Annotated in this window: 20 protein-coding genes and 1 pseudogene; 14 read left to right on the top strand and 7 right to left on the bottom strand. The window is 58.8% G+C overall.

All coding sequences use genetic code 11. From position 1 onward, the window contains the following. Window positions 1-10 precede the first annotated feature (10 nt). The 5 genes and pseudogenes from QZ725_RS02540 to QZ725_RS02520 all read left to right on the top strand — a co-directional run bounded on the left by QZ725_RS02540 (window position 11) and on the right by QZ725_RS02520 (window position 5229). Window positions 11-343, top strand: a complete 333-nt coding sequence (locus QZ725_RS02540; protein ID WP_293776056.1) for a hypothetical protein — start codon at window positions 11-13, stop codon at window positions 341-343. A gap of 189 nt (window positions 344-532) precedes the next feature. Then, window positions 533-961: a hypothetical protein gene (locus QZ725_RS02535; protein WP_293776054.1), complete on the top strand. Its 429-nt coding sequence runs from the start codon at window positions 533-535 to the stop codon at window positions 959-961. Window positions 962-1194: 233 nt separating this feature from the next. After that, window positions 1195-2361 (top strand): annotated as a pseudogene (gene dinB / locus QZ725_RS02530) (DNA polymerase IV). A gap of 213 nt (window positions 2362-2574) precedes the next feature. Continuing rightward, entirely contained in the window at window positions 2575-2952 is a 378-nt protein-coding gene (locus tag QZ725_RS02525; protein WP_293776052.1) for a DUF2946 family protein, read from the top strand. A 246-nt stretch (window positions 2953-3198) separates the two neighbouring features. Then, window positions 3199-5229: a TonB-dependent receptor gene (locus QZ725_RS02520; RefSeq protein ID WP_293776051.1), complete on the top strand. Its 2031-nt coding sequence runs from the start codon at window positions 3199-3201 to the stop codon at window positions 5227-5229. A 379-nt stretch (window positions 5230-5608) separates the two neighbouring features. Here QZ725_RS02520 and mqo (QZ725_RS02515) read toward each other — a convergent pair whose 3' ends face one another. The 3 genes from mqo (QZ725_RS02515) to QZ725_RS02505 form a co-directional block, all read right to left on the bottom strand. Then, window positions 5609-7282, bottom strand: a complete 1674-nt coding sequence (mqo, locus tag QZ725_RS02515) for a malate dehydrogenase (quinone) (RefSeq protein ID WP_293776049.1) — start codon at window positions 7280-7282, stop codon at window positions 5609-5611. A 250-nt stretch (window positions 7283-7532) separates the two neighbouring features. Beyond that, a complete protein-coding gene (gene mqo / locus QZ725_RS02510) occupies window positions 7533-9146 on the bottom strand; it encodes a malate dehydrogenase (quinone) (RefSeq protein ID WP_293776048.1) in 1614 nt (537 codons plus the stop codon). Window positions 9147-9382: 236 nt separating this feature from the next. After that, complete coding sequence (locus QZ725_RS02505; RefSeq protein ID WP_293776047.1) at window positions 9383-10060, bottom strand: epoxyqueuosine reductase QueH; 678 nt, start codon at window positions 10058-10060, stop codon at window positions 9383-9385. A 390-nt stretch (window positions 10061-10450) separates the two neighbouring features. On the opposite strand from QZ725_RS02505, the gene QZ725_RS02500 reads away from it, so the two are divergent. From QZ725_RS02500 to QZ725_RS02475, 6 genes are all read left to right on the top strand, one after another. After that, window positions 10451-12073 carry a sigma 54-interacting transcriptional regulator gene (locus tag QZ725_RS02500; protein WP_293776045.1) on the top strand — a complete coding sequence of 541 codons (1623 nt, stop codon included), beginning with the start codon at window positions 10451-10453 and terminating at the stop codon, window positions 12071-12073. Between the two features lie 212 nt (window positions 12074-12285). Continuing rightward, on the top strand, window positions 12286-12843 hold the full coding sequence (locus QZ725_RS02495; protein WP_293776044.1) for an OsmC family protein: 558 nt from the start codon (window positions 12286-12288) through the stop codon (window positions 12841-12843). Between the two features lie 29 nt (window positions 12844-12872). After that, window positions 12873-14003 carry an acyl-CoA dehydrogenase family protein gene (locus tag QZ725_RS02490; protein WP_293776043.1) on the top strand — a complete coding sequence of 377 codons (1131 nt, stop codon included), beginning with the start codon at window positions 12873-12875 and terminating at the stop codon, window positions 14001-14003. Beyond that, complete coding sequence (locus QZ725_RS02485; protein WP_293776042.1) at window positions 14000-15259, top strand: FAD-dependent oxidoreductase; 1260 nt, start codon at window positions 14000-14002, stop codon at window positions 15257-15259. The genes QZ725_RS02490 and QZ725_RS02485 overlap by 4 nt, the downstream gene beginning before the upstream one ends. Window positions 15260-15391: 132 nt before the next feature. Continuing rightward, a complete protein-coding gene (locus QZ725_RS02480; RefSeq protein WP_293776041.1) occupies window positions 15392-16636 on the top strand; it encodes a PAS domain-containing sensor histidine kinase in 1245 nt (414 codons plus the stop codon). Beyond that, a complete protein-coding gene (locus QZ725_RS02475; RefSeq protein ID WP_293776039.1) occupies window positions 16621-17307 on the top strand; it encodes a response regulator transcription factor in 687 nt (228 codons plus the stop codon). The genes QZ725_RS02480 and QZ725_RS02475 overlap by 16 nt, the downstream gene beginning before the upstream one ends. 46 nt (window positions 17308-17353) lie before the next feature. Here QZ725_RS02475 and QZ725_RS02470 read toward each other — a convergent pair whose 3' ends face one another. From QZ725_RS02470 to QZ725_RS02455, 4 genes are all read right to left on the bottom strand, one after another. Beyond that, window positions 17354-18694 (bottom strand): ATP-binding protein, encoded by a 1341-nt coding sequence (locus tag QZ725_RS02470; RefSeq protein WP_293776037.1) that lies wholly within the window; start codon window positions 18692-18694, stop codon window positions 17354-17356. Then, window positions 18691-19353, bottom strand: a complete 663-nt coding sequence (locus tag QZ725_RS02465) for a response regulator transcription factor (RefSeq protein WP_293776035.1) — start codon at window positions 19351-19353, stop codon at window positions 18691-18693. Before QZ725_RS02465 ends, QZ725_RS02470 begins: the two co-directional genes overlap by 4 nt. Before the next feature lie 172 nt (window positions 19354-19525). Further along, the gene (locus QZ725_RS02460; RefSeq protein WP_293776034.1) at window positions 19526-21001 is read right to left on the bottom strand and encodes a phospholipid carrier-dependent glycosyltransferase; all 1476 of its coding nucleotides are present in this window, start codon (window positions 20999-21001) and stop codon (window positions 19526-19528) included. After that, the gene (locus tag QZ725_RS02455) at window positions 20998-21720 is read right to left on the bottom strand and encodes a phosphatase PAP2 family protein (RefSeq protein WP_293776033.1); all 723 of its coding nucleotides are present in this window, start codon (window positions 21718-21720) and stop codon (window positions 20998-21000) included. Before QZ725_RS02455 ends, QZ725_RS02460 begins: the two co-directional genes overlap by 4 nt. A 376-nt stretch (window positions 21721-22096) precedes the next feature. Between QZ725_RS02455 and QZ725_RS02450 the strand changes: the two genes are divergently transcribed. The 3 genes from QZ725_RS02450 to QZ725_RS02440 form a co-directional block, all read left to right on the top strand. Beyond that, window positions 22097-23497: a CmpA/NrtA family ABC transporter substrate-binding protein gene (locus QZ725_RS02450; RefSeq protein WP_293776032.1), complete on the top strand. Its 1401-nt coding sequence runs from the start codon at window positions 22097-22099 to the stop codon at window positions 23495-23497. Window positions 23498-23499: 2 nt separating this feature from the next. Beyond that, window positions 23500-24369 carry a nitrate ABC transporter permease gene (gene ntrB, locus QZ725_RS02445; protein ID WP_293776031.1) on the top strand — a complete coding sequence of 290 codons (870 nt, stop codon included), beginning with the start codon at window positions 23500-23502 and terminating at the stop codon, window positions 24367-24369. Beyond that, window positions 24359-25275, top strand: a 917-nt coding sequence (locus QZ725_RS02440) for an ABC transporter ATP-binding protein (RefSeq protein WP_293776030.1), incomplete at its 3' end; no start/stop codon positions are given. The genes ntrB and QZ725_RS02440, both read left to right, overlap by 11 nt.

The following is a 25275-nucleotide window of genomic DNA, read 5'->3' as shown; positions in this document are numbered from 1 at the left end:
GGAATTCATCATGTATGCATGGCTGTTGCCGACCGTCAAGGCGATCCTCCCGCATGTGGGCACCATCATTACTGCGGCGCAACCGATTTTCAAGAGCCGCAAGGTGGACAAGAGTGCGGGCACCGACGAGCTGATCCTGCAGGAGCAGATCAGCGAATTGCAGCAGGCCGCCTCGCACAACGCCGCGCATATCCGTGAACTGGCCGAACAGTTGCAACAGACGGTCATGACGCTGGAGCGCGCCGCCATCGAAAACGCCAAACGCACGCGCCGTCTAACGATCATGGCAGCGACGGCGCTGGTGTGCGCGGTGATTGCGTTGGCTGTGGTGTTGACGAGATAGCCGGACCGCATTTGTGTGACAGCGCACAGAAGTGTGCAAACAGGCAATGTTTCAATGCGATTTACCTGAACTCTGCCGTATGCGGCGGGTCTGTAGGGTAAGCGTATTGCATGAGTGCTATCTATTTGTGCAATGCCTCCGACTGCCGGGCACTTCGCTTCGGTTGATAACACAAGAACAGGAGTCACCATGATCAAACTCAACACTATCCTCGCTGGCGTGGCGCTTGCCATGTTCTCGCAATTTGCTGCTGCACAAGGTATTCCACCAGGCGCACCTGCGCAAACCGTGGTGCCGGCTGAGCAAGCACCGAAAAACCCTAACGATCCGGCATACACCGATCAGTCGCGCCTGAATCGCACCAACGATCCTTACGTGAAAAATCGCGTAGCGAAGAAAGAAGCCAAGGCTGAGTACAAGCACGAAAAGAAGGCAGCTCGTGACGAGTACAAGCAAGAGAAAAAAGCGGCCAAGCAGGAATACAAAGCCGAGAAAAAAGAAGCACGCGAAACCCGCCGTGAAGAACTGAAGGAAATGCGCAAGCAGCCTGCAGTCGATCCAGTGACGGGCAAGCCTTCGACGATGGATAGCCCGGTCGTTCCGGCTACGCCACGCTAATCAAGGCAATCTGAAGGTAATCGCCTGATCACCTGGTGAATGCATGCTCGAGGCTTGCGCAAGCAAGTCTCTCGCTGGTGCATAACCGATAAAGGGCAGTTACGAAAGCGGGACCGGCGACGGTGCCGCTTTTTTGTTGCCCGAAAGGAATGGCTATGGAAAGTGATGGCAACCATGTTGCCTGTGTTTTTATACAGTAAAATTCCTGCCAATTCCTTTCTTTTGCTTTCCTCATGTCTTTGCCGCGCGGTCCGATTGCCCATCTCGACATGGATGCCTTCTACGCATCGGTCGAATTGCTGCGCTATCCCGAGTTGCGCGGGCAAGCCGTCGTCATTGGCGGCGGCTCGGCCAGTGCGCCGCTGGAACGTCCGGACGGCACGCGGGAATTCCGTCGCCTGCGCGATTATGTCGGGCGCGGTGTCGTGACCACTTCCACCTAGGAGGCGCGTGCGCTGGGGGTGTTTTCCGCAATGGGTTTGATGAAGTCCGCCAAGCTCGCGCCCGATGCGATCCTGCTGCCGACAGACTTCACCGCTTACCGCCATTACTCGAAACTGTTCAAACAGGCTGTGACGCAGATCGCCCCGCGCATCGAAGATCGCGGCATCGATGAAATCTATATCGACCTGCGTGCGCATGGCGATGCTGCGCCCGATGTCGCCAGCAAGATTCGGCAGGCCGTGCACGAAGCGACGGGGCTGACGTGTTCCATCGGTCTGGCGCCCAACAAGCTGCTGGCGAAAATCTGCTCCGAACTGAACAAGCCGAATGGCATGACGGTACTGAGCGAAGCCGAGATTGCCACGCGCATCTGGCCCTTGTCGGTCAAGAAGATCAATGGCATCGGACCCAAGGCAACGCACAAGCTGGCAGCACTCGGCATTGAGACGATTGCCCAGCTTGCGGCTTGTGATGCGGGCATCTTGCAGGCGCATTTCGGCCGCAGTTACAGTGCGTGGCTGGCAAGGGTGGCCCAAGGCATCGATGAGCGCGATGTGGTGACGTATTCGGAACCCAAATCCGTCAGCCGCGAAACCACCTTCGAGCGCGATTTGCATGCACGTCAGGATCGTGCCGAACTGAGCGCGCTGTTCACCCATTTATGCGAACGCGTGGCGGGCGATCTCGAACGCAAGCAGGTGGTGGGGCGCACGGTTGGCATCAAGTTGCGTTACGCCGATTTCAGCACCGTCACGCGCGACTGCACGCTGGAGTGGCCGACCGATGATCCGGTGGCGATTCGCAAGGCGGCCGGCGAATGCCTGCGCCGTGTGCCGCTCGACAAGCGGTTGCGCTTGCTGGGTGTGCGCATCGGTACCTTGTCGCCTCGCGAGGTCGCGCCGCTGCGCATGCCGGTGCAGAGCAGCCTGTTCGATGCTGTTGCCGTCGAGGCCTGAAGGCCGCCTGCGAGTACGGAAGATGTTGGTGAGGTTCGCTGGCATGGTTGTTACCTCTTCGTTTCAGATGCCGTCCATGTGTTGATGGTCGTGCAAACGATGCGGTGAGCAAGCAGACAAGAGCATCCGCAATCGGCGATGCATCTCTTACCATCTTGGTCTGTCCGCACGTTGGATCGTCTGCAGTGCGCGCCAGGCCTGTAAAATGGCGCGATGTCTCGCCTACGTCTCTTTCCCATTGCCTGTCTGCTGGTGTTTGTCACCCTTGCGGCGGCATTGCTGCCGCCACTGTTGCACGCGCACGTACATGCACATGGCAAGGACGAGGTTTGCGAACATCTGGGTATCAAGCTGATCCAGACACCGAAGGCGATTGGCGATCTGGCAACAGGGCAGCAAGACCCGCAGCTTGAACATTGTCCTTATTGCCAGCACCACGCGCCGCATGGATTGCCCGTGACGCTTGCGTTCGAGCGTGCGCTGGCCAGTGTTGGCGAAGTCTTCGTGCCGCGTCTTTTCCTGCTGGCGCCCCGCCCGCTATTTGCGTGGCACATGCCGGCGTCGCGCGCGCCGCCTCTTTCCCTCTCTTGAGTATTGCTATCGCTCGACAAGGCATTCGCGTGTCTTGTCGTATCGCGCCATCACATGGATGGCTCGGATTTTCCATCTAGAGCGACGAACAAGACCGTTCGGACATCGTTGCTGCGCCTGGCCGTAGCACACGCGCTGTCTGCATGCCGCGCCCGACCATACGCTGCGCTAGATCTTGTTCGTCCTTCTTTGGGCGCCTGACGCCCTGCAAGAGAGTTTGTAATCATGAAAAGAAAATTACTGCCCATGGCAGTCACATCCGCGCTGCTTTCGTTCGGCCATGCCACGCATGCTGCCGATTCCGTCATCGTCCTTGGCGAGATTCCGGTTACTGCACAAGGAAACGGCACGCTATTGACGCGCAATATCCTGACCTCGGTCGATGTGCTGGGTGCCGATCAGGTGGAAGACAAGAATGTCGCCAACAGTTGGGAACTGGTCGGCCAGATGCCGGGTATCCAGCTCACCGAAACCCGCATGGGTGCCGAATCCGGCAAGGCGACTTTCCGCGCCTTCAATGGAGAGGGTTACATCAACGGTATCAAGGTGCTGATCGACGGTATTCCGAGCAACGTGAACAGCGGTAATCAGCGTTTCATCGACATGATCTTTCCGCTGGAAATCGATTACATCGAAGTCGTGCGCGGTACCAACGATCCGCGCTATGGCTTGCACAACATCGGCGGCAACATCAATATCGGCACGCGGCAGGGCGGCAACTATACCGATGCACGCGTGACGTACGGCAGCTTCAACACGCGCGAGGCGCAAGTCGCATTGGGACGCGAAGCCGACGGTTTTTCGCAAAACTATTTCTTCGGTGTGCAGGAAGCCGATGGCTATCGCGATCATGCGCATTCGGAAAAATACACAGCCGGTGCCAAGTGGTTCGTGACCTCGTCTGATGGTGATCTCAAGGCGGGCATCGTCGTGCGTGCCTATCATCAAAAGGCGGAAGAGCCTGGCTTTCTGACCGCAGCGGAAATGGCGGCAAACCGTCGCCAGTCACCCGCCAAGAATGCCAACGATGGTGATGATCGCGACATGGGCCATATCAGCGCACATCTCGACTGGCGCATCTCGTCCGATCTTTTCTTCAGCAACAAGCTGTACTTCAACAGCTATCGCGACGACCGGCGCGTGACCTTCACTAGCAATCCGGTCGGTAGTGCGCCGCGCCAGCGCCGACAGTGGGATGAAGACCAGACCGGCTTGCTCAGTACGCTGACATGGAACGCCAACGACATGCTTGCCCTGGAGGGCGGCCTCAATGTCGAGCGGCAGGACAATCACTACCGTCGCGATCGCTATACTTTTGCGACGCCGACCAGTTTTGCAACGCCCGTTCAGACACAGAACAATGATGACTACACGCTCAACAACGTCGGCGTCTATGTACAAGCGATCATCAAGCCGACCGAAAACCTCAAGATCATTCCCGGCTTTCGCGCAGATCGGTTCAGCGGCGATACCTTGATTCGCACCACTGGCGTCACGGCACCGTTGCAGGATTACGGCTGGATCAACCAGCCCAAGCTCAGCATGGTCTACAGCCCGACGCAGACGCTCAGCCTGTATGCAAACTGGGGACGTACTTTCCAGATCCTGACCGGCTCGCGCGATCCGGCCTACCTGACATCGGGGCAGCGTACATTTGCGCCATCGATCAATACGGGCAAGGAGCTTGGCATCAAAATCAAACCGACGGCGCAGAGCGATATGCGCATCGCGGTCTGGCAGCAGGACGCGACCGACGAGGTTGCCAACATGCCGAGCACCGGTACCACAGTCGGACTTGGGCAGACGCGTCGCAAGGGCATCGACTTTCAATTGTCGGGACAGGTGACCGACAAGCTGAATTTGTGGTTCTCGCATTCGCTGCAGGAAGCGAAGGTTATGCGTGCGTTCACCACTGGCGGTGTGGCCCTGGCCGGCAAGGAAGTCATTGCCACGCCGCGCCACATTACCAACATCGGTGCCGACTATCGTGCTTCCGACAAATGGCGCTTCGGCATGCAGGGGCGTGCGCAGGGCGATTACTTCATTGATGACTTGAATGCACAAGGCAAGTTCGGTGGCTTCGTGCTGTGGGATGCGAATGCGCGCTACAACGTCTCGAAAAATTTCAGCATCGATGTTCAGGTGAAGAATCTGACGGATCGTCAGTATGCCTACGTCTGGTATGACAACTTCTTCTGGCCGTCGGGTAGCGAGCAGCCGATGTATTCGCCGGGGGCAGGGCGGGCGGCGTTTGTGTCGTTGAATTGGAAAATGTAGGGAGGGGTGACTTGGTTGCATTGCTTAAGAGGTGATTTCTTCGAGCAGGCTTGCCGGGGGTAGCCCGGCGGCTACCTACTTTCTTTGCGTTCGCCAAAGAAAGGAGGCAAAGAAAGCCGACCGCGGTACGCAGCCCTTCGGGTTCCCGCTACTGCCACGCCCAAATCGGGAAACGGGCGAAACTCGCACTGCGTGCTCAGACAACGCCCGTTTCTGATCCGATTGGACGCGTCATCAGCGGCTGCGTACAAGCGGAATGTCGAGGCTGATAAAGCTGTCTGCATCGAAGAAAGTAAAACGATAGGCACCGTTCTTTACTTGCGAAATAAAAAAACGGCACTGGATTTCCAGTGCCGTTTTTGTTGAAGCGATGCAGTGATTACAGTGCCTGCATGGCCTTGTTGCTGCGGTCTTCCTTGACCGGTGCGACGGCAGGTGCCACGGCCGAAGGGTTGGCGGGGACTTGCAGGTAAGGCAGATTCAATGCTTCGCTGGTGTAGCGACGAATCTCGTTGGTCAGTGCGGGGCTATCGTTGAGTTTCTTGCCGTACGAAGGAATGATGTCCTTCAGGCGGGTTTCCCAGCTTGCAGCCATCTCTTGCGGGAAGGCTTGCGATAGCACTTTCAGCATGATCGGTGGCGAGGTCGAGGCGCCTGGCGATGCGCCCAGCAGGGCAGCGATGCTGCCATCCTTGTCGCTCACGATTTCCGTGCCGAATTGCAGAATCGCACCTTTTTCCTTGTCGCGCTTGATGACTTGCACGCGCTGGCCGGCGGTGATGAGTTTCCATTCGTCGCGCTTGGCTTGCGGGAAATACTTGAGCAGTTCCTTGTGGCGATCGTCATCCGACAGTGCAGCTTGTTGGGCCAGATACTTGACCAGATCGAGGTTCTCGCTGCCGACGCGCAGCATGCCGGCGAAGTTGTCATGCGTGACCGACGAGAACAGATCCCACCACGAACCTTCCTTCAGGAACTTGGTGCTTTGCAGCGCGAATGGGCCAAACAGCACGACTGGTTTGCCGTCGAGCTTGCGCGCATCCAGATGCGGTACCGACATCGGTGGCGAACCGGCTTCGGCCTTGCCGTAGGCTTTCACGTCATGACGATCGGCGATGGCCGAAGACTGGAAAGCCAGGAACTGACCACCGACCGGGAAGCCTGCATAGTCCTTCGATTCGGGAATGCCCGACATCTGCAGCAGCTTGAGCGAAGCACCGCCGGCACCGATGAAGACAAAGCGCGTTTTGATGGTGCGCTCTTTCTTCGCGTTCAGATCGTAGACGGTAACGTTCCAGGTTTTGTCGGCATTTTGATGCAGGCCGCGCACTTCATTGCTGAGGTGCAGATGGAAGTTGTTGTTACGCTGAAGCGCCGCCATCAACTGGTTGGTGATGACGCCGAAGTTGACGTCGGTGCCGATTGGCATCCAGGTTGCGGCAATCTTCTGGTTCGGGTCGCGGCCTTCCATCATCAGCGGTGCCCACTTGCGAATCTGCTGCTGGTCTTCGGAAAACTGCATGCCGTAGAACAGCGGATTCTTGACCAGGGCCGCCTGGCGCTTGCGCAGGTATTCGATGTTGTCGTCACCCCAGACGAAGCTCATGTGCGGCGTTGGGTTAATGAAATCGGAAGGCGTGTGCATGCGGCCGGCCTTGATCTGGTGTGCCCAGAACTGGCGCGACACTTCGAACTGCTCGGCGATGTTGACGGCACGCTTGGTCTCGATCGAACCATCCGGCAACTCAGGCGTGTAATTGAGTTCGGCAAAACCGGAGTGGCCGGTGCCGGCGTTGTTCCAGCCGTTCGAGCTTTCCAGCGCGACGCCATCCATGCGTTCGAACATGTGGACTTGCCAGTTCGGTTCCAGCTCTTGCAGGTAGGTGGCGAGCGTGGTGCTCATGATGCCGGCGCCGATGAGGACGGCATCGACGGGTTTGTCGTTTTCCGCTGAGGGGGCTGATTTTGGAAACAGCGGCCAGTAGAGGAACAGGGCAAGCGCGACCACCAGGGTCACGACGATGCCAATCAGGGCTTTGAGGGTCTTTTTCATGAGCAGAAGCTGCCGTTTTTTGGGTTTGAGGGGAAACGAGCGTATGCCGTGTGCGGGCAGAATAAACACCAAATCTGACTTGCTACTGACGCGCTTGTTCCGCGTGTTGCAAATCCGTCTTCGAGTGTGATGCTGTGCGGCAACACGGTGCCGGCAAGGCGCCGGCGCGAGCGGAATATTGTGGTGCTGCTGGGAACTGCCGTCAGTCACATCCCGGCATAGCCAGAGATGCACCTGACACGTGAAGGACTTACACGGCTTGCAGGGCCTTGTTGGCGGGATCGTCGCTGACGGTTGCGACTGGCGCTGACGACGTGGTCGTTAATTCGGCAGGCACTTCCAGATACGGCAGATTGAGAGCAGTGCTGGTGTGCTGACGAATCGCATTGGTCAGTTCGACACTGGTGTTGAGCTTCTTGCCGTACGAAGGAATGATGTCCTTCAGGCGCGCTTCCCAGCCGGCGGCCATTTGTTTCGGGAACGCCTTGGCCAGCACGTTGAGCATGATCGGTGGTGAAGTGGATGCACCGGGCGAGGCACCCAAAAGGGCCGCCAGCGTGGCGTCGCGGCTGCTGACGATCTCGGTGCCGAATTGCAGGATCGCACCCTGTACCGGATCGCGCTTGATGATCTGTACGCGCTGGCCGGCGGTGATCAGTTTCCAGTCTTCAGGTTTGGCCTGCGGAAAATACTTGATCAGTGCCGCATGGCGATCGACATCGGTCAGGCTGGCCTGCTGCGCCAGATATTTGACCAGCTTCAGATTCTGGCTGCCCACGCGCAGCATTGCCACCACGTTGTGACGATTGACGGACGACAGCAGATCGAAGCGCGAGCCTTCCTTGAGGAACTTGCTGCTTTTGAGTGCGAACGGGCCGAACATCACCGCAGGTTTGCCCTCTAGCTTGCGGGCATCCAGATGCGGCACCGACATCGGCGGCGAACCGGCTTCAGCCTTGCCGTAGGCCTTGACTTCATGACGTCCGGCAATCGCCGGTGCATCGAAGGCGAGGAACTGGCCGCCGACCGGAAAGCCCGCATAGTTGCGTGCCTCGGGAATGCCCGAGCGCTGCAGCAACTTGAGCGAAGCACCACCGGCGCCGATGAACACGAAGCGCGTGCGGATCGTGCGCTGCTTGTCGGTCTTCATGTCGGTCACGCCGACATTCCACGTGCGATCGTGATTCTGACGCAGGCGATTTACCTTATGGCACAGGTTCAAGTGGAAATTCGGATTGCGTTCCAGCGCGTGAATCAACTGGCAGGTGATCTCGCCGAAATTGACATCGGTCCCCAGCGGCATGTAGGTGGCGGCGATGTGTTGCGTTGGATCACGCCCTTCCATCATCAGTGGTGCCCACTGGCGAATCTGTTCGGGATCTTCCGAATACTGCATGCCGTAGAACAGCGGATTCTTCACGAGTGCGGCATGGCGCTTGCGCAGGTAGGCAATGTTTTCTTCGCCCCACACGAAGCTCATGTGCGGCGTCGGGTTGATGAAGCTCGACGGCGTTTGCAGTCGGCCTTCCTTGACCTGATGTGCCCAGAACTGGCGGGCCACCTCGAACTGCTCGGCAATATCGATCGCGCGCTTGGTTTCGATCGAGCCGTCTTCCAGTTCCGGCGTGTAATTGAGTTCGGCAAAACCGGAGTGGCCGGTGCCGGCATTGTTCCAGCCGGCCGTGCTTTCCAGCGCGACTCCGTCCATGCGCTCGAACAGGTGAATCTGCCAGCTCGGCTCCAGCTCCTGCAACAGGGTGGCCAGGGTCGTGCTCATGATGCCGCCGCCGATCAGGACGACGTCGGCCGGATGATGATGGTCTGCGGCTGCAGACCCTGGTAAGAAGGCGCGTTTAAGGTTCACGTTGGTGCACAGGTGAAGCCGGCTCGTCCGGCACAAGTCCCGCAAGGCCGGATGGAACAGAATTCCACGGCCGATACCATGCGGGACTTGCTTTGAGAAAACGCCAGTCGCATGACTGACGGGAAGCCCACAATTTTAGCGTTTGCGAGCCCGATCGCGCAAAGTTTTCCACGGCTGTAAGGTCCTGTAAGCCTTGGTTTGCGGCATATTTCTGGCGAAAACCAGAAGTAAAACGTTTATTTGGCCGGATTCGAACGATAAAACTGCACGCCAAATGCAATCTTTTCACGTCCGTTTTCACGGCGGTGGCGGTTGGTGTCGCGTAATGAATACACGCAGCCGCAATATTCCTGCTGGTAAAAATCCTCGCGCTTGGAAATTTCGATCATGCGCGCCGAACCGCCTTTCTTGCGCCAGTTGTATTCCCAGTACAGCATGTCCGGGTACTTGGCCGCTGCCCGTACACCGCAACCGTTGATCTGGTTCATGTCCTTCCAGCGCGAAATGCCGAGCGAGCTGGTGATGACCGGAAAGCCATGCTCGTGTGCATAAAGGGCTGTGCGCTCGAAACGCATGTCGAAGCACATCGTGCAGCGCTCGCCACGTTCTGGCGAGTCTTCCATGCCCTTGGCACGTTCGAACCAGTTATCGGTGTCGTAATCGGCATCGATGAAGTCCACGCCGTGCTTTTCTGCAAAGCGGATGTTTTCCTCCTTGCGCAGCAGGTATTCCTTCTCGGGATGGATGTTCGGGTTGTAGAAGAAGATCGTGTAGTCGATGCCCGACGCCAGCATGGCTTCCATGACTTCGCCCGAGCACGGTGCGCAGCATGAATGCAGCAGCACCTTGCCCGGTTTGGCTGGCAGGGGAATCGGTTCGCGAAGAAATTCTTTGATATCGGTATCGGTGCTCATGGTGACCTCGGTACGGCAGTGTCTCGGGGTGACGTTAGGGGTATGCGTCAGCAGCAGCTAACAAGGCCCGGCGCGCGATTCTGGGTAAACACGACGGTGAAGACAATCTTGCGCAAGGTGAAATACAAGCGGACAAGTTGCTCCAACCGGGCCAGAAGGGTTTGTTAGCGGCTTGCGATCGGGACAGCCGTGTTGTTCAAGCCGCTATGGTAACAAACGCCCGCCCTGGCCGCAGGTGGCGTGGGGAGGATGCAACAACAAGTCGGGCGGTGAGAGCGTTGGGGCACCGTACGCTGGCATGCTTGCCCATGCAAGGCACTTCTGTGCGCAGGCATTCCGGCTAGAATGAGCGGCACTTGCTTGCCCCCGTTTCCTGCCGACTGTTTATCGATGAGCACTTCCGCCAAGCCGCGTTCTGACTCTCTTTCGCCCGATGAGCCATCGTGGCGTGCGCAGGAGCGCCTGCTGCTGGGTGAGGTCATGCATCTGGTCGGGCAAAGCCTGGCGCCCGAAGTCGTGTTTCGCGAAATGCTGCATCTGTTGTCGGAACTGCTGGGTTTGAATCGCGGCCGCATCGTGTTGATCGATGATCTCGAACGTGTGGGCAGCCCCGGGCGCTTGCCACCGAACCCGTCTTCCTCGATCCGTTTTTCCTATGGACTGACGCCCGAAGAAGCGGCCCGCGGTCGCTATGCGCATGGCGAAGGTATTACCGGGACCGTGCTGGCGACCGGGCAGGCGGCGGTAATTCAGAACATCGATGCCGAGCCGCTGTTCCTCGGGCGCGCCGTCGAGCGTGCACGCTTGCCGCAGGAAATGGTGGCCTTCATCGCCATTCCGATTGACATGAACGGAAGAACCGTCGGTGTGCTGGCCGTGCATCGTCTGCGCAAGCGCACGGCCTTGCTGTCCGACGATCTGGCCTTGCTGAAGATGCTGGCGACGCTGGCCGGGCAGCTGTTGCAGTTGCAGTCGCTGGTGGCCGAGAAAACGCGCGAACTCGAAGCGCGCAATGTCATGTTGTCGCGTGCGCTGGAATCGGCGGCGGCGCGCTACGGCATCATCGGCAGTTCGCCCGCGCTGTTGCGTGCACTCGACGAGCTCGAACGCGTTTCGCAAGCCACGGCCAGCGTGTTGTTGCTGGGCGCGTCGGGTACCGGCAAGGAACTGTTTGCACGTGCGTTGCACATGGCCAGCCCGCGTCACAATGCGCCGTTCATCAAGGTCAATTGCGCGGCGATTCCCGAGACGCTGTTCGAGTCCGAATTGTTCGGCCATGAGCGCGGCGCCTTTACCGGTGCGGCCAGTGCGCGTGCCGGCTGGTTCGAGCAGGCCGATGGCGGCACCATTTTCCTCGACGAGATCGGTGAGATGCCGCTGGCGATGCAGACCAAGCTGCTGCGCACGCTGCAGGAAGGCACCATCGTGCGGCTGGGCGGCAAGCGCGAAGTGCCGGTGGATGTCCGGCTGGTCGCTGCCACCAATCGCGATCTGGCGGTGGAGGTTGAGCAGGGCCGCTTCCGCAGCGATCTGTTCTATCGACTCAATGTGATTCCCATCCATTTGCCGTCGCTGGCCGAGCGGCGCGAAGACATCCGTTCGCTGGCCTTGCATTTCCTCAACCGCAACAACCAGGCCAATCAGCGCAATGTCCACTTGTCCACCGAGGCGCTGGATGTGCTCGAAACGCACGCCTGGCCCGGCAATATTCGCGAGCTGTCGAATGTGATCGAACGGCTGGTATTGCTGACGGACCAGTCGCTGGTCACCGCTGAAGAAATCCGACGGTTGTTGCCGCAAGCTACGGCACTGTCAGCCTTGCCATTTGCACGGCAAGTGGAATCGCCGTTGCCCTTGGTGCGTGATTATCTGCAGCACGATTCGCATTCGGCCGAGGTGCTGCGACAAGCGATGGCGCGCGCCGGCAATAACCAGTCGCGTGCGGCGCAGTCGCTGGGTTTGACGACACGCCAGTTTGCCTACCGCTGGCGCAAGCTGCACCCCTCTTCTTGAACGACACTTTGTCGACAAAATGTCGACAAAGTGTGTGAGCTTGCAGGCAATCTGGATTCCTTCATACCCCCTTCGCCCGCCACGAAAATCCGCCAAGTCTTTGTTATGAAAGCACTTTCCTGTTATTGGAAAGTGCTTCTCTGCGATTTGTGCCGGGTGGCACAGCGCTTGCAAAAAGGAGGATGTTCCTTCCCATCCACCAGGAGATTTTCATGACTGCAAGCACTGCCGATACCGTTCAAACCGTCAAAACCAGCCTGCGCCCGATCGACCGCGATGGCTTGCTCGCCTTTGCCGAAAAGGGCCGCAACAATCCCGGCTCGCGTGGTACCAACAAGGTTCATACCGTCATGGAAGGGCAATACCGTTCGTTCAGCTATGTGGCCGATCATCATCCGGTCGTGGTCGATGAGCCGTTGCATCTGTTCGGTCAAAACACCGCGCCGGCACCGGGCGAGATCGTGCTGTCGGGTCTGGGCGGTTGCCTCGCGGTCGGTATCACGGCGGTCGCCACGCAACGTCAGGTCAAGCTCTCGAAGCTGGAAATCTTCCTGGAAGGCGATATCGGCAATCCGGCTGCCTGGGGTGCCGGCGGTGCCCAGATGGCACCGGCCGACATGGGCTTTCAGGCAATCCGCGTGAAGGTGCTCGTCGAAGGCGATGCCTCGCGCGAAGAGCTGGACAAGATCGTGCAGCACGCCAATTTCTATTCGCCGGTTGCCAACACCATGCGCAATCCGATTCCGTTCGAGATTTCGCTCGCCGACTGAGCTACTGCGCAATACACAAGGAGCACGCGATGTCTGCCGTCCCAGAACGATTTGCTTCACTCTCGTCGGAGCAGGAAACCATGATGGCTGCCGTGCGGCAGATTGCTGCCGGTCCGCTGGCGAACATGGTCGAGGAGATCGACCGCCACGGTACCTATCCGCGCGCGATCCTGATGGCGCTCGGCGAGGTCGGTGCCTTCAAGCCGCACATGGCGGTCGGTGGCACCGATTACGGTACCGCCATCCGTGCCATGGCCGAAGTCTCGCGCGTGTGCGGTGCCACCGGTTTCATGATGTGGTGCCATGCGGTGTGCGGCTTGTACATGGAAGAGTCGGGCAATCCGGCCTTGCAGGGTGCGTTGCTGCATGCGCATATCCACGGCCAGACGCTGGGCGGTACCGGCCTCAGCAATCCGATGAAAAGCTTCGCCGGCATCGAAGCCATGCTGTTGCGCGCGAAGAAGGTGGAGGGCGGTTACCTCGTCAGCGGTACGCTGCCGTGGGTCAGCAATCTCGGTAGCGATCATTACTTTGGCGCGATTGCGCATGTCGAAGGTGAAGGCACGCATGAACTGATGTTCCTCGTCGATTGCGCTTCGCCGCAGGCCGAACTGCGCGATTGTCCTTCTTTCGCCGGCATGGAAGGCACGGGTACCTGGGGTGTGCGCCTGACCGATTACTTTGTCGGTACGCACAACATGATTGCCGATCCGGTGCGGCCGTTCATTGCCCGCATTCGCGCGGCCTTCATCCTGCTGCAATGCGGCATGGGCCTTGGTGTGACACAAGGCGCGATCGATTCGATGTGGGATGTCGAGCAGCAACTCGGTCACGTCAACCAGTTCCTCGAAGATCGTCCCGATACGCTGCAGGCCGAGCTCGATGCATTGACGACGCGTGTGATGGCGCTGGCACGCACGCCGTTCGAGACCGACACGGCTTATCTGATCGATGTACTCGACGTGCGCGCACATGCTTCGGAAATATCGCTGCGCGCCGCGCAGTCTGCCTTGCTGCATCAGGGCGCACGCGGTTACCTGATGTCGTCTGCCGTGCAGCGACGCGTGCGTGAATCGCACTTCGTCGCCATCGTGACGCCGGCGATCAAGCACTTGCGCAAGGAAATGGCGCGGCTGTCGACACAGGAGCAGCCGCAATGAGTGCCGCTCTCACGGCCATTGCCGGCACGCCGCCGTGGCGCAAGTTCATCTGCCGTGCCTGTGGATTGATCTATGACGAAGCCGAAGGCGATCCCGATAGCGGCCTCGCGCCGGGCACGCGTTTCGAAGACATTCCCGCAGACTGGGAATGTCCGCTGTGCGGTGTCACCAAGGCCGATTTTGAGCCGTGGCTGGCGGTGGAAATGCCGCGTCAGGCCGCAGCGGCACAACCGGTCGGCCTGCGTGGCAAGCCGGGTGTCGTCATCGTCGGTGGCGGTTGCGCTGCGTGGCAGATGGTGCGCAGCCTGCGCGAGCACGATGCGGCCTTGCCGATCACCGTGGTCTCGGCCTGTAGTGCCGATGTCTATGACAAACCGCTGCTATCGGTCGCGCTGCAAAAACGTATGGACATGGATGCGCTGGTGCGCGAATCGGCTGCCGATGCCGCGGCACGCTGGAATGTGCACCTGCTGCCGCAGACGCATGCGATCAGTGTCATGCGTGAGGCGTCGGCGTTGCGCACCACGCGCGGCACGCTGCGTTATACGCATCTGGTGCTGGCTCACGGCGCGTCTCCGCGCGCGCTACCGACATTGCCGGCGTCGCTCTGCTGGCGGATCAACGATCTGCAAACGTATGCACACTTTCGCAAACGTCTCGGCCCGGTCCGGCCTGATTTGCCGCAACGCGTGCTGATCGTCGGTGCCGGTCTTGTGGGTTGCGAGTTGGCCAACGATCTGGCGCTGGCCGGGTATCAGGTGTTGCTGCTGGATCAACAAACACGACCCTTGCAGTCGCTGGCCATGGAGGACGAGATTCGCACGCTGACCGATGCATGGCGCGGATTGCCTTTGCAGTTCTTGGGTGGCATGCGTATTGCTCGCGTTTGGGAGGAAAACGGGACGCGGCGCGTGGCTTGCGAAGACGGTCGAATGTTCGAGGTCGAGCATGTCATCTCGGCAACGGGTTTGCAGACGCCGAGCCGGCTGGCAACCAGTGCCGGGCTGGCCTGGCAAGACGGTATTGCGGTCGATGCTGACACCCTGCGCACGAATGTCGCCAACATCCATGCGCTTGGCGACTGCATCAGCATCGATGGCAAGACGCATCGCTACATCGAGCCGATCGCACGGCAAGCGGCATGTATCGCGGCCAATATCGTTGGTGCGCCAGCGGTGCCGTATGTCAGTCGCTGTCCCCCGATCAGAGTCAAGACGGGATCGCACGCCTTCACGCTTGCCGCACCGCCGCATTAACCGACAAGGTCAGCGACAAGACCCGCGGCAAGGCAAGCGACAGACCGGCGCTCCCGAACGAAAGGAAAGATCCATGCAAAACAAGTGGCACCCCTACTTTCAACGAGGATCGTCCGGCCGGCGGGAGGCTGCATGAGCGCCACCCCCGCCAGCATCCAGATCGATCTTCCCGGTCGCAAGCGCCTGTCGCAGGCCGAACGCGGTGCGCAGCTCTGGCGCGACCGTCTCGATCTGCTGCTCGAATCGACCGGCGACGGCATCTTCGGCGTGGACATGGATGGCAACTGCATCTTCATCAATCGCGCCGCTGCCGACATGATCGGCTACACGCCCGACGAAGCGTTGCATCAGAACATGCATCACCTGATCCATCACACGCATAACGATGGCAGCCACTATCCGGTCGAGCATTGCCCGATTTTCCATGCCTTCAGTCACGGCCTGCCATGCCATATCGAAGATGAAGTGCTGTGGCGCAAGGACGGCTCCTCGTTTCAGGCCGAATACACGTCGCACCCCATCATCGAACACACCGCCGATGGCGACATCATTCTGGGTGCGGTGGCGACGATCAAGGACATTTCCGAACGCAAGGAGTCCGAGCGCCTGCTCAAGCAGGCCAATGACGAACTCGAACGGCGCGTTGCCGAGCGCACCGAAGAACTGACGCAGGCGCTGGCCGATCTGCGCGCGCTGGCCGCCTACCTGGAAACCGTGCGTGAAACCGAACGCACGCGCATCGCACGCGAAATCCACGACGAACTCGGTTCGTTGCTGGTGGCGCTCAAGATGGACGTGAACTGGCTGGAAAAGCGGCTCGACGACCGGCCACCGCTCAAGCAGAAATGCGACAACATGGGCACGCTTATTGACACAGCGGTGGACAACGTCGGCCGCATCATCACCGATCTGCGCCCCAGCATTCTCGACCATCGCGGCTTGTGGGCAGCGCTGTCGTGGCAGATGCAGGAATTCATCAAGAGCGCCGAACTCGCTTCCGATATCCAGATGCATGTGGCAGCCGGTGTCGGCAATCCCGAGCGCGGCCAGGCCACTGCCGTGTTCCGCATCTTTCAGGAAATTCTCAGCAATATTGCGCGGCACGCGCAGGCACGCTCGATCACCATCCGCATCCTTGTCGATCAGCCGCCGGACCCGGTGCTGTACATCGAAGTGCTGGATGACGGCGTGGGTGCGCGCAGCGAACAACTAAATAGTCCGCAGAGTTACGGCGTGGCGGGCATGCGCGAACGCGCCGGCTATTTTGGCGGCAAGTTGACGATCAACGGCATGCCGGGGCAGGGCACTTGTGTGAAACTCGTGATGCCCTTGATGATGGAAATGAACGAGGAGGGCATGCCATGCACAGACAAGTGATCAAGGTACTGGTTTGCGACGATCATCTGATCGTGCGCCAAGGCATACGACAAATTCTTGCCGACGCCGACGATATCGACGTGGTGGCTGAAGCCGGCAATGGCGTCGATGCGATTCGCCGGGTGCGAGAACTGAATGAAGGCAAGACGGAAAAAACGCAGGGCATCGATGTCGTGTTGCTCGACATCGCCATGCCGCAGCGTGACGGGCTGGACATGCTCAAGCAGTTCAAGAACGAGTTCCCCAAGCTGCCGGTGCTGATCCTGAGTACCTACCCCGATCGCCAGTATGCCGTCTTCAGCCTCAAGCTTGGTGCCGCCGGATATCTGAACAAGAGCGCCGATTCGGAACAGATGATCGCAGCCATTCGCAAGGTCGCGCAGGGTGGCTTGTTCATCACGCCTTCTGTGGCGGAATTGCTGGCGTTCTCAGTTGGGGCCGGTCCGCTCGACAAGGGTGACAGGCCGATTCAGGAAGTGCTGTCCAACCGCGAGCATCAGGTTTATCAACTGTTGTCACAAGGCCAGAGCGTCGGTGAAATCTCGGTCCAGCTTTCGCTCTCGCCCAACACCGTCAGCACCTACCGTGCGCGCATTCTCGAAAAAACCGGTGTGCGCAACGATGTGGAACTGGCGCTGTTTGCGATGCGGCAATCGACGATGGCAGAGTAACCGCGCAATTGCTGTTCGTTCGTCATGCTGAGTATCAGCATCGTGCCTAGGCGGCTGCCTGTAACAGCGACAGGCGATGGACCAGCGGTATATGGACACGCACGATCAAGCCACCTAGCGGGCCCTCGTTCAGATCGATCTGCGCCTGATGCTGGCTGGCGATTGCGCGAGCAATGAAAAGACCCAGTCCGCTGCCGGTTTCATCGGTGCCTTCGCGTCGATAAAAACGGTCGAACACGCGGCTACGATCGCAGGCGGGAATGCCGGGGCCATTATCGGACACGGCAAGAATGCCGACGTCCGCCCGGGTTTCGAATGTCACATCCACACGACCGCCGCGTGCGGTATAGCGCACGGCATTGTCTATCAGATTACCAAGCAGAATGCGTAAGCTGTCTTCGTCGCCTAGGATCTGCAGCGCAGCGTCAACCGTTTCGTCTGAGACGACACCCAGATCAATTCCTTTTATTTCAGCCTGCAAGGCATGATCCGATACAGTATCGGCGATAAGTTGAGCAGGATCGAGCATCTTCATAGTGCCGGAGACGTATGGCTGTTCATGGCGTGCCAACACCAATAATTGATGCACCATATGTGTGGCGCGGTTCAGGCGATCGTGTAGTTTGCCGAAGCCCTGGGCAATGACACGTGGATTACGTTCCTTTTCCACCAGATGTAACTGGAATTTCAACGCGGCCAATGGGGTACGCAGTTCATGCGCGGCATCGGCCACAAATGCGCGTTGCGCATCTAGTGCGTCATTCAGGCGTGCTAGCAGGTCATTCAATGCCGTCAAAATTGGACTGAGTTCGGGTGGATAGCGATGGGTTTCCAACGGCGTCAACAAAGTTGGAGAACGACTTTTTACTTCCCATGCGAGTTCTTGCAGCGGTTGCAAGCTGCGTCCGACGACTGACCAGATCAGAAAAGCAAGAATGGGGATCAAAGCGACGAAGGGACTCAGGGCACGCATTGCCATCGCTGCGGCGAGTTTGTTCCGAATAGCGTTCGGTTGTGCGATTTGGGTGATGCGGCCGTGATCGTCTTCTGTGTACAAGCGCCAACCTACGCCATCGATGGAGATCGAAGAAAAACCGGACTTGCGGCTATAGGGCACGGTTTTGAAGGGGCCGGATGTAAAAATGAGTACGCCCCTGCGGTCCCAGATCTGTACGGCGGTCTCTTCATCTACTTCATTTTCGGCAGCGATACCATTCTCGGCTGTCATTTCATTCGGCAACGCGGCTGCAATTTGTTTCAGTTGGTAGTCGAACAGATCACTGGTGTCGTTACGTACTTCAATGTAAGTGGCAATGCCGGCGAGTACAGTAGCCGTCATCATGCCGACGCACAGGTAGATGAGTAGTTGCCGACGCATGGTTTTCATGTGTGGCTCGCGATCATGTAGCCAACGCCACGCACGTTCTTGATGAAGTCGGTGCCGAGTTTCTTGCGCAGGCCGTGGACGTAGACTTCGATCGTGTTGCTTTCGATTTCTTCGCACCAGCCGTACAGGCGTTCTTCGAGTTGCGATTTGGAGAGCACCTTGCCCGGCGCATCAAGTAAGGTCATCAGCAGCGTGAATTCGCGAGCCGAGAAGCTGATCGCCTGGCCATCGAGGGAGGCTTCGCGTGTTGCCGGATCGATTGTCAGGCCGCGATGCCGCAGTGCCGGGCTGGCGCGGCCATGCCGACGGCGACTGGTGGCACGAATGCGCGCGAACAACTCATCCGGCTCAAAAGGTTTGACGAGGTAATCATCCGCACCTTCGTCGAGTCCCTGCACACGATCCGTTTTTCCGTCGCGCGCCGTTAGGATCAGCACCGCCGCCTTGCCACCTTGCCTGCGATAATTTTTCAGTACCTCAATACCGGACTTGCCAGGCAAGCCGAGATCCAGCAAAAGGATGTCGTAGTCGTGAGCATAAATGGCAAGTTCGGCAAGTTTGCCATCTCGCACCCAATCGACAGCGTGCATTTCTTTGCGCAAGCCTTCTTCCAGACTTTCGCCAATCATCAGATCATCTTCTACAAGTAAGACGCGCATGTCGGACCCCTCCTGCCTCGCCAAAGGCAATCTAAGTGACGGGAAGTGTGGCGACGCACGCGTTAATAACAGGTGAAGTCCGCGAATGCGGATTCTCATTGCGCTAGATGTTCAGTCTGCACAAGATAAGCGCGTGATTATGCGATCGCAGTTCTTCCGGCGGGCTGGTCGCTTAATGCGGTTTGATCAACGAATAGCGTGTGCCGTGAAAGTAGACGGGGGCATTGCCAATCAGCTCGTTGCGCTCTACTGCGAATGGCGCCACATCCGCGGGTAGATGTCGACCTGCATCCGATTCATCCAGAAGGTTGTCGCGCGTATAGAAGTGCGCCGAGTAAGCAGGCTTGATGCGATAGGCGAGCGGGATATCGTTGTCTTCGATCTGATGGAATGCGCGCACAAGGTCGCGATCCGAATTGCCGCTGACATTGGTTTGTATCAGCTGATAGCAACCTGCCGCGGCAATGGTCAGTGCGAGGATGCCACCACCGGCGATGCGCGTGCCGGCGCTGGATGCGTTTTCCAGCCAGCGTGCGGCCAGTACGGCGAATGGCACGATGGAGGTCAGGCCGTAGGTCCAGATGATGTTGTGCGCGAAGGTGAAAAAGAGCAGCGGCATCAAGGTGGCGCACCAGAGGAAGCGCTCAAGCGGTTCGACGGCGTCGGCCCGCTTGCGCAGGAGTTGCCACAGTTGCATAAGGAACACGCCGAGCCAAGGCAAAATGGCCGCAGACCAGAACAGCCATATCGTGCCCAGTGGTTGCATGTGCGCGATGCCGTAGCGATCTCCCTTCCAGCCTGGAACCAGGAACCGCGAAAAGTGTTCGCCGACGATGAAGTAATTCAGAAAGCCCGGATAAGCATGTTCGGCAGCCAGATACCACGGCAGGAACAGGGCGATGCACAGGGCGATGCCGGTGCCGTCCATGAGCTGACGCAACAGGGCCAGTGGACGGCGTTCGACCAGTGCATATGCGATCAGCGGCATGCCGATCAAAGCCCAGTCTGCCAGGCCCTTGCATAGCGCACCGATGCCCACCATTACCCAGAAACCGATGCGCCAATGCCGACGTGTGCGGCGTTCGGCGGATTCGCCCTCAGCCAGCGGCGCAATCGCCCGCCATGCGCAATACAGGGCTGCCATGACCACGCTCATCTGGATGGCATCCGTCATCACCGCGCCAGCGCTGATGAAGAACAGCGGACAACTGGCGAGGATCGGAATCACCAGCCACGTCTTGCGGATGTGGTACGCCGCAGCAAATGCCATCGCGGTACGCACGGCAATCAGCGTGGCCAGCAAGGCCGGCAGGCGGGCGGCAAACTCATTGATGCCGAACAGCGCCATTGCACCGGCCGACGCCCAGGTCGAGAGTGGCGGTTTGGCAAAGAAAGGGGTCGTCGCATCGATATGCGGCATCAGCCAGAAACCATGCGTGACGGTCAGCCGCGCGATTTCGCCGTAGCGAGCTTCGGTGGTATCGGCCAGTGGCAACAGCCACATCAGCACGATGCGGTAGGCCAGCAGTAGGATGGCCGACGCGGCCAGCATGCCAAGGAATACCTTGCGCGAAGCGAATGGTGCAGGTGCTGCCGTGCGGATGTCGTGCCCGCGAAGAGTGTCGTTCAAGGCAGGATGCAACTTCATGCCATGCTCCTTTTCAGCGGCAGGGGCGCGTTACGGAAAAGCAGCGCCATCAGGCTGACCCACGCGATGGCCAGCGTCCATCCGGCCAGGATTTGCGAGGGGTAATGCAGCCCCAGATACATTCTTGCAACGGCGACAGCGCCCACTGCGACGATAACCAGTACGAACAAGGTGGCTAAAAGATAAGGCGACACGCGCGTGGAGGGTTGTTTGCTCATGAGGATCAGTACGCCGACTGCGAGCGCCATCGATTGCACGGCGTGGCCGCTGGGAAATGCGTAGGAAGAATGATGGGCGACCACTTCCCACAATTGCGGACGTTCGCGATGAAAGACGATCTTGGCAGCCAGTGCCAGCAAGGCCGATCCACCCACGCAGGCGAGGATGAATCCCAGCGCCTGCCAGGCGCGCTGCCACGCGAGACGGGCCAGTGTCAGCACGCTCAAGACCGTGACCGAGGCTGAAATCCAGAGCGCTAGCACATCGCCGGAGTGGGACGCGAAGCGATGTAGCCAGTGCAGGAGATCTGCTTCGCCCGACAGGGGGAGGCTGCCTTGGGTGACGAATGCGATAAGCAGGAACAACGTTGTCGCGCAGATGGCTGCTGTCAGGCAAGGCGATGTAAGTACCCGCTTTCCGCCGGGTGCTTGTATGGAGCTTGCCAGCGGAAAAGTCAGGTCGGGGGAAGGATCGTAATCGTTCTTGCTTAACGCTGTCATGGTGCACCCACGGGTCGTGACGAAATGGGCACAGCGTAAAAAGGAATTATTAAACGATCCTTAAGGTGGCAAGAAGAAGCTGCTAGTGGTTGAGGCTGCAGTGGCGAGGCAATGGCATAGGCACTACGGCATGCAGCCAGTCCATCGACGGCGAAAGTGCAACGCTATGCCGAGACTCTCCGTTTCCTCCTTGTCTGCACAGACTGCAGCTCTGCGTGCGCAGCCTGCTTCTGTGCATGCGGCGTTATCTATTTCGTCTTTGTAGTGCTACAACTACAAGCCACCGTATTCGCACTACAGAAATTCCATCGCCAGCACGATAGTGCCCACGGGCAGCACTTCCTAAGATGACACCATCTACTTCAGGGAGAGCGCCATGACCCGTTTCTTTGATCCTTACAACGCCGACAAGCCGCTGCATATCGGTTGCAGTTGCGGCAAGCACGACAGCCAGGAAGCCCACGATGCGAGCCGTGAGGCCGCCATCGCTACGCTGAAGGCGCGCAGTGAAACCGACGAATTCGAAGCCTATTCGAACGAATTTGTCGAAGCGACGCTGATGAAGGCGCTGTTCCCGCAGGATCATGTGCGTCGTAGTTTTTTGCGTGCCGTTGGCAAGGGCGCGGCAATGGCGGCAATTTCCAGTGTGCTGCCAGTAGCAAGCCTGCAGGCGATGGCACAGGAAAAAAACGGCTCGCTCGAGAAAAAGGATCTGAAGATCGGCTTCATCCCGATCACCTGTGCGACGCCGTTGATAATGGCGCATCCGCTTGGCTTCTACAGCAAGCAGGGCTTGAATGTGCAAGTGTTGAAGACGGCGGGCTGGGCGCTGATCCGCGACAAGATGATGAATCGCGAATACGACGCCACGCATTTCCTGTCGCCGATGCCGCTGGCGATTTCGATGGGTCTCGGTTCGAATGCACAGCCGATGAATGTGGCGACGATCCAGAACGTCAATGGTCAGGCCATCACGCTGTCGCTCAAACACAAGAACAACCGTGATCCGAAAAACTGGAAGGGTTTCAAGTTCGCGATTCCGTTCGAGTATTCGATGCACAACTTCCTGTTGCGCTATTACCTGGCCGAAGCCGGCCTCGATCCGGACAAGGATGTGCAACTCCGTGTGGTGCCACCTGCCGAAATGGTCGCCAATCTGCGTGCCGGCAACATCGACGGTTTCCTGGGCCCCGATCCGTTCAACCAGCGCGCCGTGTTCGAAGAGGTCGGTTTCATCCACCTGCTGACCAAGGACTTGTGGAATGGTCACCCGTGCTGCGCCTTCGGCACCTCGGCCGAATTCATTCAGCAGAATCCGAACACCTTTGCCGCGCTGTATCGCGCTGTGCTGACGTCGGCAGCGATGGCGCGCGACAAGAAGAATCGTGAACTGATCGCCAAGGTGATTTCGCCGCAAGCCTATCTGAATCAGCCGGAAGCCGTCGTTGCACAGGTGCTGACGGGACGGTATGCCGATGGTCTGGGCAATGTGATGAACGTGCCGGATCGCGCCGACTTCGACCCGCTGCCATGGGAAAGCATGGCGGTCTGGATGCTGACGCAGATGAAGCGCTGGGGTTACATCAAGGGTGATGTCAACTACAAGCAGATGGCCGAGAAGGTCTTCATGCTGACCGACGCCAAGAAGACCATGAAGGAACTCGGTCAGGACGTGCCGTCGGGCGGTGCCTATCCGAAGTTCACGATCATGGGCAAGCAGTTTGATGCCGACAAAGCCCCGGCGTACCTGAACAGCTTTGCCATCAAACGGGGCTGATCATGCGTACCGCCATTCCACTTCGACTGAAATCCGGCTTGCTGTCCTTGTTGGTACTGTTTCTGTTGGTCGGCATCTGGCATATCGCCACGCTGCCGACCAAGAGCACGGCGGCGAGCTTGACGCCGGATCAGATCGAATACGCCAAGCTCATGGGCAAGGATCCCGAACAGATGATGGCACCGGTCAAGTCGGCGTTTCCGACGCCGTCTGACATGGGTGCAACGATTGTCGAACAGTTGGCGCATCCGTTCTATGACAACGGCCCGAATGACAAGGGTATTGGCATTCAGCTCGCGCACTCGCTGCAACGCGTCGGACTCGGCTTCGGTCTGGCTGCGCTGGTGGCGATTCCGCTGGGGTTCGTGATCGGCATGAGTCCGCTTGTCTATCGCGTGCTCGATCCCTTCATTCAATTGCTCAAGCCGATTTCGCCATTGGCATGGATGCCGATTGCGCTCTACACGATCAAGGATGCGTCACTATCCGGCATCTTCGTGATCTTCATCTGTTCGATCTGGCCGATGCTGATCAATACCGCCTTTGGCGTGGCTGGCGTGCGGCGCGACTTGCTCAATGTGGCACGCACGCTGGAAGTCAGCCCCTTGCGCAAGGCATTTGAAGTGATCCTGCCTGCTGCCGCGCCGACCATCCTGACCGGCATGCGCATCAGCATGGGCATCGCGTGGCTGGTCATCGTGGCCGCCGAGATGCTGGTCGGTGGTACTGGCATCGGCTACTTCGTCTGGAATGAGTGGAACAACCTTTCTTTGACCAATGTGATCTTTGCCATCCTGATGATCGGACTCGTCGGCATGGCGCTGGACCAGATTTTTGCCAAGGCGCAGAAGGCGGTGACCTATGCCGACTGAAATCGACAACAACGCTGTCTCCTTGGATGTAAAAGCCGACAGCAAACCTTTCCTGCGTGTGGAAGGGCTGAGCAAGACCTATCTGGGTGGCACCGAACCCGTGTTCGACAGCGTCAATTTCGGCATCCAGCGCGGCGAATTCGTTTGCGTGATTGGCCACTCCGGTTGCGGCAAGACGACTATCCTCAACGTCCTTGCTGGTCTCGAAGAGGCGAGCGATGGCCATGTGCTGATGGATGAACGCGAAATCGTCGGCCCCGGCCTCGAACGTGGTGTGGTGTTCCAGGGCCATGCGCTGATGCCGTGGCTGACGGTACGCAAGAACATCGGCTTTGCCGTGCGCAGTCGCTGGCCTGAATGGTCGGCCGACAAGGTCAATCAGCAGGTCGAGAAATATGTGGAGATGGTCGGCCTGTCGCATGCCATCGACAAGAAGCCGTCCGCGCTGTCCGGCGGCATGAAGCAGCGTGTCGGTATTGCACGTGCCTTCGCCATCGAACCCAAGATGCTGCTGCTCGATGAACCGTTCGGTGCGCTCGATGCGCTGACACGCGGCACGATTCAGGATGAGCTGTTGCGCATCTGTGCCGAAACACGCCAGACCGTGTTCATGATCACGCACGATGTGGACGAAGCCGTGCTGCTGGCCGACAAGATTCTGCTCATGAGCAATGGCCCGCGTGCACGCGTCGCCGAGATCGTGCGTAACACCATGCCGCGTAATCGCCAGCGCGCCACGCTGCATCACGATCCTCAGTACTACAAGATTCGCAATCACCTTGTCGATTTCCTGGTGACGCGATCGAAGAACCTTTCCGGTGGTCGCGCGCCCGCGCATCCGCCGATTGTCGAACCCGGGCTCGTCGATGCTGTTTCCGATCCTGAGCCTGTTTCCCAACCTGTGAT

The sequence above is a fragment of the uncultured Oxalicibacterium sp. genome, assembly GCF_913776015.1.
Classification (GTDB): Bacteria; Pseudomonadota; Gammaproteobacteria; order Burkholderiales; family Burkholderiaceae_D; genus Oxalicibacterium.
Note: the sequence above shows the minus strand (reverse complement) of the source record. Positions and strands in the feature narration are given on the sequence as shown.

Coding starts and splice junctions, on each gene's coding strand:
- QZ725_RS02525 (WP_293776052.1), top strand. CDS start 2,575: ATGTCTCGCCTACGTCTCTTTCCCATTGCCTGTCTGCTGGTGTTTGTC.
- QZ725_RS02505 (WP_293776047.1), bottom strand. CDS start 10,060: ATGAGCACCGATACCGATATCAAAGAATTTCTTCGCGAACCGATTCCC.
- QZ725_RS02500 (WP_293776045.1), top strand. CDS start 10,451: ATGAGCACTTCCGCCAAGCCGCGTTCTGACTCTCTTTCGCCCGATGAG.
- QZ725_RS02475 (WP_293776039.1), top strand. CDS start 16,621: ATGCACAGACAAGTGATCAAGGTACTGGTTTGCGACGATCATCTGATC.
- QZ725_RS02535 (WP_293776054.1), top strand. CDS start 533: ATGATCAAACTCAACACTATCCTCGCTGGCGTGGCGCTTGCCATGTTC.
- QZ725_RS02455 (WP_293776033.1), bottom strand. CDS start 21,720: ATGACAGCGTTAAGCAAGAACGATTACGATCCTTCCCCCGACCTGACT.
- QZ725_RS02470 (WP_293776037.1), bottom strand. CDS start 18,694: ATGAAAACCATGCGTCGGCAACTACTCATCTACCTGTGCGTCGGCATG.
- QZ725_RS02450 (WP_293776032.1), top strand. CDS start 22,097: ATGACCCGTTTCTTTGATCCTTACAACGCCGACAAGCCGCTGCATATC.
- QZ725_RS02485 (WP_293776042.1), top strand. CDS start 14,000: ATGAGTGCCGCTCTCACGGCCATTGCCGGCACGCCGCCGTGGCGCAAG.
- QZ725_RS02520 (WP_293776051.1), top strand. CDS start 3,199: ATGGCAGTCACATCCGCGCTGCTTTCGTTCGGCCATGCCACGCATGCT.
- QZ725_RS02540 (WP_293776056.1), top strand. CDS start 11: ATGTATGCATGGCTGTTGCCGACCGTCAAGGCGATCCTCCCGCATGTG.
- ntrB (WP_293776031.1), top strand. CDS start 23,500: ATGCGTACCGCCATTCCACTTCGACTGAAATCCGGCTTGCTGTCCTTG.
- QZ725_RS02490 (WP_293776043.1), top strand. CDS start 12,873: ATGTCTGCCGTCCCAGAACGATTTGCTTCACTCTCGTCGGAGCAGGAA.
- QZ725_RS02480 (WP_293776041.1), top strand. CDS start 15,392: ATGAGCGCCACCCCCGCCAGCATCCAGATCGATCTTCCCGGTCGCAAG.
- mqo (WP_293776049.1), bottom strand. CDS start 7,282: ATGAAAAAGACCCTCAAAGCCCTGATTGGCATCGTCGTGACCCTGGTG.
- QZ725_RS02465 (WP_293776035.1), bottom strand. CDS start 19,353: ATGCGCGTCTTACTTGTAGAAGATGATCTGATGATTGGCGAAAGTCTG.
- QZ725_RS02495 (WP_293776044.1), top strand. CDS start 12,286: ATGACTGCAAGCACTGCCGATACCGTTCAAACCGTCAAAACCAGCCTG.
- QZ725_RS02460 (WP_293776034.1), bottom strand. CDS start 21,001: ATGAAGTTGCATCCTGCCTTGAACGACACTCTTCGCGGGCACGACATC.